Consider the following 11,481-nt stretch of genomic DNA (forward strand, 5'->3'; position numbering starts at 1 on the left):
TTGCACGGTTCGGGCGCCAGGCATCCCTTCGACGCGGCCATCGCGCTGGAACAGCTGGCGCCCGGTCGTTTCGCCGGCAAGACCTCGCCGGTCTACGCGAACATGGCTGGTCCCTTCGGCGGTGTGACGGCCGCGACCTTTCTCAACGCCGTTTTTCTGCATCCGGACAAGGCTGGCGATCCGGTGTCACAGACCGTCAATTTCTGCGGCGCCATCGCCGACGGCCATTTCGAGATCGACTGCCGACTGGTGCGCGGCGGCAAATACACCCAGCACTGGATGCTCGAACTGACCCAGCAGGGCGAGACCCGCGGCACGGCCACCGTGGTGACCGGCGCTCGGGGCGACGTCTTTTCCCATCACGATACGGCCATGCCGGACGCCCCGCCGCCGGATTCCGTCGAGCCCCTGCCCATGCCGGGGCCGCTCAAGTGGCTGAACGCCTACGAGTTCCGCTTCATCGAGGGACGCCCGGAGATTTCCCGGGAACCGTTCGAGCCGCTTCGCGATTCCCGGTCGCTGCTCTGGATCGCCGACCGCCCGCGCAGGGCGCTCGATCACCTGTCACTGGCCGCCATCGCCGATGCCTTCCTGCTTCGGCTTCTCAAGGTGCGCGGCACCTGGGCGCCGATGGGCACCGTCTCGCTCACCACCTATTTCCATGCAACGGCGGACGAGATCGCCCGCCATGGCCATGGGCCGCTCCTCGGCCAGGCGGTCTCCAAGCGCATGCACGCGCAGTTCTTCGATCAGCACATGGAACTCTGGGCGGCGGACGGAACATTGCTCGCCACCGGCGCACAGGTGGCCTGGTACAAGGCCTGAGCGACCGGCGGCAGGATGCTCATGGCATGCGTGTCCAGTGCCGGAACCGACAGCACGGTCGTCGCACCGATGCCGAACAGCACGGCGTTGACCACGAGGTAGATGAGCGCGGCGATGGCAAGGCGGGTGGACATGGTCTCTCTCACTGGCGATTGGTCTTCGGGAGACAACGCGCGCGCCTGCCACGGGGTTTCATGAACCGGAATGGCGGACGAAAAGGGCCGGGGTCCGATGACCCCGGCCTTCGTGTTTCCGCCCGGCACCCGGGATCAGGCGGCGCTTTCCAGCACCATGGTTCCCGCGCCGGTGTTCGAGATCGGGATGTGGTAGTTCTCGGTCACCTTGGTCACCTTGTCGCCCAGCGCGCCGCGCATCATCATCCACATCAGGAATTCGGTGCCCTGCGCGCCGGCCTTCTCCACCAGCTCATGACGGCCGATCCTGGTCAGCGCTACCGGGTCATCGACGATCTTCTCCATGCACATCTCGTCGAAATCGCGGTTGATGAAGCCCGCCCGCTCGCCGTCGAGCTGGTGTGACAGGCCGCCCGTGCCGAGAACCACGACCTTGATGTCTTCCGGCCAGGCGCGGATCGCGTCGCCCATGGCGCGGCCGAAATCATAGGCGCGCTTCAGCGTCGGGATCGGGTGCTGCACGGTGTTCGCCGAGACCGGGATCACGCGCGGCATGTCCGGTCCGCGGTCCGGCCAGAACAGCTGCATCGGCACGGTGAACCCGTGATCGACCGGCAGTTCCTGGCAGGAGGTCACGTCGAACTCGTGCTCCACCATGTGTTCGATGATGTGCCAGGACAGCTCCGGATAGCCGGGGTAAGGGTCCATCACCGGGATGCCCCAGCCCTCGTCGGCGTTCTGGTATTCATGCGCCGCGCCGATGGCAAACGTCGGCATCTGGTCGAGGAAGAAGGCCAGGCCATGGTCGTTGTAGATGACCACCGCCACGTCGGGCTTGTGATCGGCCAGCCACTGGTGAACCGCCGGGTAGCCGTCGAAGAACGGCTTCCAGTACGGATCGTCGTAGAGCTTCTTGGCGATGGCATTGCCGACCGCGGGTATGTGGGACGTCGTCAGTCCGCCGATGATCGTGGCCATGGTTATTTCCTCCCCGCCGCCAGAAGCTTTTCCTTGAACTCGTCCGTGGTCATGCCGGTCTGCTGCGCGCCGACGTCCTGCACCGAGAGACCGAAGATGCCCGCCAGCTTGGCGAGGTAGTAGATGTTGCCGCCCGCCTCGATCATCTTGAGCACGTTGAGCGAGCGCACCGCCTCCTTCTGGGGGTCGGTCAGTTTGAACTTCGTCATGTAGGCCTCCGGGTCCGCCTTGAAGGCCGCCCGGTTGTCGCCATCGTTGAACGAGTAGCACATCTTGTTGAGCTGGTAGCCCTTCATGGCCTGGCGGCCGTCGAAGAGCGTCGTCCCCGGGATGGAGACGTGATGGTCGAATGGAGCCTGTTCCATGGGCCCTTCCTTTCTCGTCGTTTCTCCTATCCCTCCAGGCCTTTTTGGCCCGCTGTCATTCTCCCCAGTAAAGGCGCATCGGGTTGTCCACGAGCAGCGCCTTCTGGAGTTTTTCGTTATTCGCGATTTTCGGGATGAAGTCGGTCAGCTTGCCGTCGTCAGGCATGTGCGACTTCATGTTCGGGTGCGGCCAGTCGGTGCCCCACAGCACGCGGTCCGGGAAACTCTCCACGATCCGCCTGGCGAATGGCACCACGTCGTCATAGCCGTCCGGGCCGGTGATCGACAGGCGTTCCGGGCACGAGACCTTCGACCAGACGTTCTCGTTCTCGGCCATGAGGTCGACGAAGCGCTGGAAACCGGGGCTGTCGACGCCTGCGGCAATGTCGGGCCGGCCCATGTGGTCGACCACGATGGTGGTCGGCAATTGCCTCAGGAAGGGCGTCAGCTCTTCCAGGTCCTGCGCCTCGAAATAGACCACGATGTGCCAGCCGAGCGTCGCGATCTTTTCCGCGATGCCGAGGAATACCTCTTTCGGCGTCGCATCCACGAGCCGCTTGACGAAGTTGAACCGCACGCCGCGCACGCCGGCCGCGTCCATGTCCTTGAGCTCGTCCATCGTGATGTCCGGGCCGACGGAAGCCACGCCGCGCGCCTTGTCACCGGCCGCGCGGCAGGCGTCCACGAGGGCGCGGTTGTCCTTGCCGTGGCAGGTCGCCTGCACGATCACGTTGCGGGAGAAACCGAGAAAGTCGCGCAGTTCGAACAGCTTTTCCTTCGGCGCGTCACAGGGCGTGTACTTGCGCTCCGGTGCGAAGGGAAACACGTCGCCCGGCCCGAAGACGTGGCAATGCGCATCGACCGCGCCCGGCGGCGGCGTGTAGACCGGCTTCGACGGGTTCGGGTGAAACGGCAGCCAGTCAGCGTCCATCGTGAATTTGCTCATCGTGTTCCCTCGATGTCAGGCGCCGAAGACGACGCCGTCAAAAAGCTTGCGCGCGGTGCGCAGGATGCCGGCACTCTCCATCGTGCCGTCGTCGTTCATTTCCGCGATCACCGTCATCTCGCCGGTCGGATGCTCGATGGCGAGCGACTTGCGGTCGCCGTCCGGGATGGAGGCCATGGCGGCCGCGGGCGATCCCGGCAGGAGGCAGGCCGTGGCCACCGACACCGCGCCAAGCACGCCGATGGAGGCATGGCAGCGGTGTGGAATGAAGGTCCGCGTCGAGATCGCGCCGCCGTTGCGCGCCGGGCTGACCATGGTCATCTTCGGCACCGATTTCTTTTCCACGTCGCCCAGGTTCATCAGCGGCCCGCATTTCAGCCGGATGGCTTCGAGCTTCGCGCGGAGGTCGGCATTGGCTTCCAGTTCCTCGCGCGTTTCAGTGCCGGCAATGCCCATGTCCTCGGCCCGCATGACCACGCAGGGCATGCCGTTGTCGATCATGGTGACCGCGATGCCCTCGACGGTATCGACGGCATTGCCGGTCGGCAGCAGCGCGCCGCAGGACGACCCGGCGGTATCGCGAAAAACCAGCGGAATGGCGGCCGCCGACCCAGGCACGCCGTCAATGCGCGCCTCGCCTCGATAGGTGACCTGGCCACCCGGTGTCTGCACCTTGGCGACGGCCGTCTGCCCGGTGTTTTCCATGTAGATGACGACGTCGGTCTCGCCGCTCTTCGCCGTGACCAGCCCGCGCTCGATGGCGAAGGGGCCGATGCCCGCGAGGATGTTGCCGCAGTTCTGCGCATCCGTGACGATCGCCTGGTCGACGAAGACCTGCAGGAACAGGTAATCGACATCCACGCCGGCGCGGCGCGACTTCTGCACCACGGCGACCTTGGAGGTCAACGGATCGGCCCCGCCCATGCCGTCGATCTGGCGGTCGTCGGGCGACCCCATCATCGACAGCAGGAAGGCGTCGCGCCCGGCCACATCCTGCGGCAGGTCTTCTGCAAGGAAATAGCCACCCTTGGATGTGCCGCCGCGCATCCACATGCAGCGCACGCCGTTGGCCTGCGTGTCAGACATATTTCAGGCCCTTTTCCTTGAGCCGGTCGCGCATGTTGTAGATGTCGAGGCCGAGTTCTCCGGCGGCCAGGCGCTTGCGCTTCTCTTCCTCGGCGTCCATCCGCTTGCGGGCCTTCGCCAGCACGTCTTCCGCCTCTTCGCGGCGCACGACGCAGACGCCGTCGTCGTCGGCCACGATCACGTCGCCCGGCCGCACGTATTCGCCGGCGCAGACGATCGGCACGTTGACCGACCCCAGGGTCTCCTTGACCGTACCCTGCGCGAAGACCGCCTTGGACCAGACCGGGAATTTCATTGACGTCAGGTCGCGCGTATCGCGCACGCCGGCATCGATGATCAGGCCGACGCCGCCGCGCGCCTGCATCGAGGTTGCCAGCAGGTCGCCGAAATAGCCGTCCTCGCACGGGCTGGTGGGCGCCAGCACGAGGATGTCGCCGGCCTGCACCTGCTCGATGGCCACGTGGACCATCCAGTTGTCGCCCGGAGGCGCGGAGATGGTGACGGCGGAGGCTGCAACCTGCGCGCCGGAATAGATCGGCCGCATGTAGGAGGCCAGCAGGCCCTTGCGGCCCTGCGCCTCGTGCACGGTGGCGACGCCGGCCTCGGCAAGGCCCTTGATGACCTCCGGGTCGGCGCGTTCGATGGTCTGGACGACGACGCCCGCCTGCGTGGTGGAACCGGCCATGGCCTTGCCTCCTGGATAAGCGATCAGAGTTCGTCGACGGTGCGCGGGAAGACCGACTGGAAGCCTTCGGCGAAGCGCGCGTTGCGCCCGCCGGACTGTCCGCCGGAATTGCGGCGGAAATGGTTGCCGCGGTTCTCCGCCACGTTGGTGTAGAAGTGCCAGAGATGCTCCTGGCCCTCCATGCACTCGATGGCGGCCTTCTTCTTCTCCCACACGGACGTGATGTCGAGGAAGACATCCGGCTTCCAGCCCATCTGCTCGGTCTGGTGCGGCTCGAACAGGTAGAGCTGCGGCGCACCCAGCACCTTCTGGCCGGGGTTGTGGCCCCAGGCCTGGGCGATCATGCGGCACTCCAGCACGAACTTGGTCGTGTTCATGTGATCGGTGTTGTAGGGATCCCACATCGAGTGGCTCATCATGAACGCCGGCTGCACGGCGCGGATCAGGTTGACGGTCTTCTCGCGGGCTTCCGGGCCGAAATCGAGCGGGTAGTCGCCGAGGTCGAAGAAATGGATGTCGTGCACGCCGAGCGCCTTCGCGGCATTCTCCGCTTCCTTGCGCCGCGCGTCCTTCACCACGTCCAGCGTCATCCCGTCCTGCTTCCACAGCTTGGCGCTTTCGCCGCGCTCCCCGTAGGACAGGCAGCAGACGGTGACGTTGTAGCCAAGCTCCTGGTGGAGGGCGATGGCACCGCCGGCGCGCCAGACGAAGTCGGCGGCATGGGCGGAGATGACGAGCGCTGTTTTCTTGTCGGCCATGGATGGTTTCCTTCCCCGAGCGGCAGGCGGCGGCCTGCTGTGATCACTTTCATATCATTCTAGGGCCCGAAGGGGCTCCCGCACCAATCCGAACGCAAGCCATGGCATAAGCTTTGGCTATAAGGTATGATGCGGATCAACGATTGGAGCATGGTTGCATGAGCGAAACGCTCCCCAATTTCCGTCATCTGCGGGTCTTCCGCGAAGTGGCCCGCCTGCGGTCCGTCAGCGCCGCGGCCGAACAGGTCCACCTGTCCCAGCCAGCAGTCACCCAGGCGGTCTCGAAGCTCGAGGCCGAACTCGGCGCATCCCTGTTCGAGCGCCGCAGCGACGGCATGTACCTGACCGCAATCGGCACGGCTTTCCTGCAGCGCGTGATGGCCGCGCTCGACCATGTCGAGGCCGGCGCGCGCGAAGCGAGCCGGGTCGGCCTGCGCCACGCCGGTCGTGGCTTTTCCCGCTTCGACCGGCTGATTACCTCGGCGCAGCTGCGCGCGCTTGCCGCCCTTTCCGACTCGTCGAATTTTTCCATGGCGGCGCGCGCCCTCCAGGTGTCGCAACCGTCCGTTCACCGCGCCGCGCGCAACCTGGAAAAGGTGTCGGGCATCGAGCTGTTCAAGAGCGCACCGGAAGGCGTGTCCCTGACCCATGCCGCCCAGGCGCTGGCCCAGCGCACCAAGCTCGCCTTCGCCGAACTGAAGCAGGGGTTCGAGGAAATCGGCGACCACCTGGGGCGGGATTCCTCCGTCATCACCGTAGGCTCGCTCCCGCTGGCGCGCAGCTTCATCATGCCGCACGCGATCAATGCCATGGTCGCGGCGCGTCCGAGCGTCCAGATCCGGGTTATCGACGGGGTCTACGAGACCCTGCTGGCCCGCCTGCGGTCCGGCGAGATCGATTTTCTCATCGGCGCCCTGCGCCATCCGCCGCCCGTCGACGACGTCATCCAGGAGCGGCTGTTCGACGATCCGCTGACCATCGTGGCCGGCGCCCACCACCCGCTGGCCGGCAAGACCGGCATCTCGATCGCGGAAATCCTGCGCTGGCCATGGGTCGCGCCGCCGCGACCGACGCCGGCCGGCAGTTACCTCTTCGATACCCTGCGCATCCACGAGCGCGAACAGACGCCGGTGCGTGTCGTGTCGTCCTCCCTGGCCCTCCTGCGCGGCCTGCTGACCAGCGGCGACTACATCACCATTATATCGACCCACCAGATCCGCCACGAGATCGAGCAGGGTCTGCTCGTTCCCCTGGACGTCGAACTCGAGGCCAGCCACCGGGCCATCGGTCTGACATTCCGGGAAGGATGGCGCCCGACTCCGGCACAGTCCCTGTTCCTCGACCTCGTTCGCGATGCCGCGCGCGATGCCATGGCCGCGCCCCGTTGAACTGCTGCCCTATGCAGAAAATCAATACCGCCCTTTGTCTTCCTATGTGCGTCCGATCGGGCTTGCTGATATGGTTCTCGGAATGAAAGAAACGTCGAGGGAACGCCATGAGTGAAACCGCCGGCCTGCCGGATGTCGCGCGTCGGGGAGCCATTGCGCTTGTCGGCTTCGGCGAGGCCGCGCAGGCCTTCACTGCCGGCTGGCAATCGGTGCACGCCGGTTTCTCGCCGCGCGCGTTCGATATCAAGACCGTCGACCCCGCCCTTTGCGAGGCCAAGCGGGCCGACTATGCCCGTTGCGGCGCCGACGGGCGCGAGACGCTGGAAGAGGCGCTCGATGGCGCCGATGCCGTCTTTTCGCTGGTGACGGCCGATCGCGCGAACGCCGCGGCCGAGGCGGCTGCCGCGTGGCTGCGGAAGGACGCGCTCTTCTTCGACTGCAATTCCTGTTCGCCGGGCGCCAAGCGCCGTTCGCAGGCCGTCATCGAAGCGGCCGGCGGGCGCTATGTCGATACCGCGGTCATGGCCCCGGTCCATCCGAAGCTGCACCACACGCCGCTGCTGGTCGCCGGTGCCCATGTCGCGGACGCGCTGGCATTGCTTGCCGCGCTCGACATGAAGGCGAAGCCGGTCGAGGGCGGCGTCGGTGCCGCCTCCGCTATCAAGATGACGCGCTCGGTCATGATCAAGGGCCTCGAGGCGCTGGTGCTGGAATGCGTGCTGACCGGCCGTGCCAACGGCGTGGAGGACGCGGTGCTCGATTCGCTCGACACGTCCTTCCCCGGGTTCGACTGGCGTGCCCGGGCTGCCTACATGATGGAACGGGTCATGACCCACGGCATCCGCCGCGCCGCCGAGATGCGCGAAGTGGCCCTGACCGTCGACGAGGCCGGCCTGCAGGGTCGCATGGCGCGTGCAACGGCCGACTGGCAGGACGAGGTGGGCGCGATGAAGCTCGATGCCGCGGCCATCGGCGAGGATGCCGGGACGCTGGCTGACGCCATCCTGGAGCGGCTTGCCGGCACGGAGAAAAGAAAGCGCGCCTGACACGGGCGCCGACAACGAGGGAAGAGCCCCATGGCAAAGGAATATGAGGACATTCCGGGCACGTTCGTGTTCGATGCCGACCGGTCCCGCGAGGGCTACTGGCTGAACCAGTTCTGCATTTCGCTCAGGCTGGAGAAGAACCGGCAGCAGTTGCGCGACGACCCGGAAGCCTACATGGCGAAGTTCGCCATGACCGAGGCCCAGAAACAGGCTGTCCGCGACCGCGACTGGAACCGGCTGCTCGAACTGGGCGGCAACATTTATTACACCTCCAAGCTGGCGGCCTTCGACGGCATCACCTTCCAGGACCTGGCTGCCAAGATGACCGGCATGAGCCGCGAGGACTATCGCGACATGATGCTGCATGGCGGCCGCTCCATCGAGGGCAACCGCTACAAGTCCGAGTGGGAAGGGAAGAAGTAACATGGCCAAGATCACCGCAGGCGTGGGCTGTTCCCACGTGCCCGCCATCGGCGTGGCGATGGACACCGGCATCACGGAACAGCCTTACTGGCAGCCGGTCTTCAAGGGCTTCGAATTCTCTCGCGAGTGGATGAAGGCGAACAAGCCGGACGTCATTTTCCTGGTCTACAATGACCATTGCACGGCCTTCGATGCGTCCTGCATCCCGACCTTCGCGCTCGGTTGCGCGGCGGAGTTCCAGCCGGCCGACGAGGGATGGGGACCGCGCCCGGTGCCCGTCGTCAAGGGTCACCAGAGGCTCGCCAGCCACATCGCCCAGTCCGTCATCCTCGACGAGTTCGACCTGACCATCATGAACGAGATGGAAGTCGACCACGGCCTCACCGTGCCCCTGTCGGTCATGTTCGGCGAGCACGGCCCGGACGACGAATGGCCCTGCCAGGTCATCCCGCTGGCCGTCAACGTGGTGCAGTATCCGGCCCCGCTCGGCCGCCGCTGCTACGCGCTCGGCAAGGCCATCCGCAAGGCCATCGAAAGCTACCCGGAAGACCTCAACGTCATGGTCTTCGGCACCGGCGGCATGAGCCACCAGTTGCAGCACGAGCGCGCCGGCCTGATCAACCCGGATTTCGACAAGCGTTTCCTCGACCTGCTGACCCAGGACCCCGAGGCCGGCGCCAACATCAGCCACGTCGAATACCTGCGCGAATCCGGCTCGGAAGGCATCGAGATGGTCATGTGGTACGTCATGCGCGGCGCGCTGAATGACGACGTCCGCGAGGTCCATCGCCACTACCATGTGCCGGCCTCCAACACGGCTGTCGGCCACATTATTCTGGAAAACGTTTAAGGGAGCAGTTTCATGCGGATCTGTGTCGCCGGCGCCTATGGCGCGTTCGGCATCAAGCATCTCGACGCATTGGCCAACATCGACGACGTCCAGGTGACGTCGGTCATGGGCCCGACCAGGGACAAGATCGAGGCCCTTGCGAAGGAGCGCGGTATCGGCCATGCCGCCACGACGCTGGAGGAATGCATCGCCCGCGACGACGTCGACGCGGTCATCCTGTCCACCCCGACCCAGCTTCATGCGAAACAGGCCATTGCCTGCATGGATGCCGGCAAGCATGTTCTCGTCGAGATCCCGATGGCCGACAATCTCGCCGATTCCATCGCGGTGGTGAACAAGCAGAAGGAAACTGGCCTCGTCGCCATGGCCGGCCAGGTGCGCCGTTTCAATCCGTCCCACCAGTGGATTCACAACAAGATCAAGGCGGGTGAACTGAAGGTCCAGCAGATGGACGTCCAGACCTATTTCTTCCGCCGCTCCAACATGAACGCCAAGGGCGAGCCGCGCTCCTGGACCGATCACCTGCTCTGGCACCATGCCTGCCATACGGTCGACCTGTTCCAGTACCAGACCGGCGAAACCTGCTCGCAGGCATTCGGCCTCCAGGGACCGATCCATCCGGACCTTGGCATCGCCATGGACATGTCCATCGGCATGAAGGTGCCGTCGGGGGCTATCTGCACCCTGTCGCTGTCGTTCAACAACAACGGGCCGCTTGGCACTTTCTTCCGCTACATCTGCGACAACGGCACCTACATCGCCCGCTACGACGATCTCTTCGACGGCTATGACAAGCCGGTCGACCTGTCTGGCGTGGCCGTCTCCAACAACGGCATCGAGCTGATCGACCGCGAATTCGTGTCGGCTATCCGCGAGGGCCGCGAGCCGAATGGCGCAGTTGGCCAGGTGCTCGGCGCCATGGAGACGCTCGACACGATCGAGAAGTGCTTCTGACCGCCCGACGCGCGGTTTCAGCGAAGCGGGAAGGGCGTGCGGGCAGCCGCGCGCCCTTCTTTCTTACTCGAGGACCGAAAGCGGGAAGTGGAAGCCGACGACCCAGTTCGGGGCGTCGACGATCTCGCTGATCCGCAGGTCGGCACAGACGGAGCAAAGCATGTAGGCCTCGTCCGGCGCCATGCCATGCTCGGTGGCAAGCAGGTCCACCATGCGCGCCACGGCCTCGCGTGCCGCCTGCATCAGGTCCGGGCCGATGCCGGTCGTCACACGGTAACCTGCGCGGCCAATCGTTTCGTCCATCGGCGCCGGCATCCGGAAATGCGGCGAGGCCGGCGCTGCGCCCTTGATCACGTCCAGCGTCACGACGGCACCCATTGCGCTTTCGATGGCCGTGCCGCAGACCTCGCCATCACCCTGTGCGGCATGGGTGTCGCCGATGGAGAACAGGGCCCCCTCGACCTCCACCGGCAGGTAGAGTTCCGCGCCCGCGGTCAGGTGGCGGATGTCCATGTTGCCGCCCATGCGTCGCGGCGGGATGATCGAATGCTGGCCGGCCTCGAGCGGGGCGACGCCGATGGTGCCGGCAAAAGGGCGGACCGGGACACGGGCGAAATCGCTGAACAGGGCGCCGTCCCGCCCGCTCGCATCGTACCGCCACAGGTGCAGGCGCGGATCGCTGAACTGGTCCGCCAGCAGGCCGAAGCCCGGGATGATCGCCGTCCATCCGAAGCCCGACGGTGTGAAGGCCTCGATCGTCACCTTGAGTGCGTCGCCCGGTTCGGCGCCGTCGATGAAGACGGGGCCGGTGACGGGATTGACCCGGCCCGCCGGCATGGTCGCGATGTCGGCCGCCGTACTGCCCGGATGGTAATGGCCGCAGCCGGCATCGAGGCAATCGAAGGAGACCGTCTCGCCCGGTGCGGCAATGAGCGCGGGGGCGAAATCGCGGTTCCAGCCGAAGTGATGCTGCGACCGGTGGATCGTGTGGCGTGCTGCCGGTGCCATGGCAAACCTCCAGCCATTGAGGTTTGCATCGCCAT

The 11,481-nt window shown here is 65.6% G+C and carries 14 protein-coding genes; 6 read left to right on the forward strand and 8 right to left on the reverse strand.

Annotated elements, in window-relative coordinates:
* On the forward strand, positions 1 to 825 hold the full coding sequence (locus CSC94_RS01755; protein ID WP_099303116.1) for an acyl-CoA thioesterase: 825 nt from the start codon (positions 1 to 3) through the stop codon (positions 823 to 825).
* Here CSC94_RS01755 and CSC94_RS24140 read toward each other — a convergent pair.
* From CSC94_RS24140 to CSC94_RS01785, 7 genes are all read right to left on the reverse strand, one after another.
* On the reverse strand, positions 750 to 959 hold the full coding sequence (locus tag CSC94_RS24140; protein WP_133122805.1) for a hypothetical protein: 210 nt from the start codon (positions 957 to 959) through the stop codon (positions 750 to 752). The two genes, CSC94_RS01755 and CSC94_RS24140, sit on opposite strands and share 76 nt — an antisense overlap.
* A 135-nt stretch (positions 960 to 1,094) precedes the next feature.
* Entirely contained in the window at positions 1,095 to 1,937 is an 843-nt protein-coding gene (locus tag CSC94_RS01760) for a class III extradiol dioxygenase family protein (RefSeq protein WP_099303118.1), read from the reverse strand.
* Positions 1,938 to 1,939: 2 nt separating this feature from the next.
* Positions 1,940 to 2,302, reverse strand: a complete 363-nt coding sequence (locus CSC94_RS01765) for a protocatechuate 4,5-dioxygenase subunit alpha (RefSeq protein WP_099303120.1) — start codon at positions 2,300 to 2,302, stop codon at positions 1,940 to 1,942.
* Between the two features lie 55 nt (positions 2,303 to 2,357).
* A complete protein-coding gene (locus tag CSC94_RS01770) occupies positions 2,358 to 3,248 on the reverse strand; it encodes an amidohydrolase family protein (protein ID WP_099303122.1) in 891 nt (296 codons plus the stop codon).
* A 15-nt stretch (positions 3,249 to 3,263) separates the two neighbouring features.
* Positions 3,264 to 4,334, reverse strand: coding sequence for a 4-oxalomesaconate tautomerase (locus CSC94_RS01775; RefSeq protein WP_099303124.1), 1,071 nt, complete (start codon positions 4,332 to 4,334; stop codon positions 3,264 to 3,266).
* On the reverse strand, positions 4,327 to 5,019 hold the full coding sequence (locus tag CSC94_RS01780) for a 4-carboxy-4-hydroxy-2-oxoadipate aldolase/oxaloacetate decarboxylase (protein WP_099303126.1): 693 nt from the start codon (positions 5,017 to 5,019) through the stop codon (positions 4,327 to 4,329). The genes CSC94_RS01775 and CSC94_RS01780 overlap by 8 nt, the downstream gene beginning before the upstream one ends.
* 23 nt (positions 5,020 to 5,042) lie before the next feature.
* The gene (locus CSC94_RS01785; RefSeq protein ID WP_099303128.1) at positions 5,043 to 5,777 is read right to left on the reverse strand and encodes a PIG-L deacetylase family protein; all 735 of its coding nucleotides are present in this window, start codon (positions 5,775 to 5,777) and stop codon (positions 5,043 to 5,045) included.
* A 158-nt stretch (positions 5,778 to 5,935) separates the two neighbouring features.
* Here CSC94_RS01785 and CSC94_RS01790 point away from each other — a divergent pair, with 158 nt between their 5' ends.
* The 5 genes from CSC94_RS01790 to CSC94_RS01810 all read left to right on the forward strand — a co-directional run bounded on the left by CSC94_RS01790 (position 5,936) and on the right by CSC94_RS01810 (position 10,438).
* Positions 5,936 to 7,165: a LysR family transcriptional regulator gene (locus CSC94_RS01790; RefSeq protein WP_099303130.1), complete on the forward strand. Its 1,230-nt coding sequence runs from the start codon at positions 5,936 to 5,938 to the stop codon at positions 7,163 to 7,165.
* A 107-nt stretch (positions 7,166 to 7,272) separates the two neighbouring features.
* Positions 7,273 to 8,211 (forward strand): DUF1932 domain-containing protein, encoded by a 939-nt coding sequence (locus CSC94_RS01795; protein WP_099303132.1) that lies wholly within the window; start codon positions 7,273 to 7,275, stop codon positions 8,209 to 8,211.
* Between the two features lie 30 nt (positions 8,212 to 8,241).
* On the forward strand, positions 8,242 to 8,634 hold the full coding sequence (gene ligA / locus CSC94_RS01800; protein WP_099303134.1) for a protocatechuate 4,5-dioxygenase subunit alpha: 393 nt from the start codon (positions 8,242 to 8,244) through the stop codon (positions 8,632 to 8,634).
* 1 nt (position 8,635) lies between these two features.
* Complete coding sequence (locus CSC94_RS01805; protein ID WP_099303136.1) at positions 8,636 to 9,484, forward strand: class III extradiol dioxygenase subunit beta; 849 nt, start codon at positions 8,636 to 8,638, stop codon at positions 9,482 to 9,484.
* 12 nt (positions 9,485 to 9,496) lie between these two features.
* The gene (locus CSC94_RS01810) at positions 9,497 to 10,438 is read left to right on the forward strand and encodes a Gfo/Idh/MocA family oxidoreductase (RefSeq protein ID WP_099303138.1); all 942 of its coding nucleotides are present in this window, start codon (positions 9,497 to 9,499) and stop codon (positions 10,436 to 10,438) included.
* A 63-nt stretch (positions 10,439 to 10,501) separates the two neighbouring features.
* Here CSC94_RS01810 and CSC94_RS01815 read toward each other — a convergent pair whose 3' ends face one another.
* Positions 10,502 to 11,446 (reverse strand): acetamidase/formamidase family protein, encoded by a 945-nt coding sequence (locus tag CSC94_RS01815; RefSeq protein ID WP_099303140.1) that lies wholly within the window; start codon positions 11,444 to 11,446, stop codon positions 10,502 to 10,504.
* Positions 11,447 to 11,481 lie beyond the last annotated feature (35 nt).

Source organism: Zhengella mangrovi (assembly GCF_002727065.1).
GTDB classification, from domain to species: domain Bacteria; phylum Pseudomonadota; class Alphaproteobacteria; order Rhizobiales; family Rhizobiaceae; genus Zhengella; species Zhengella mangrovi.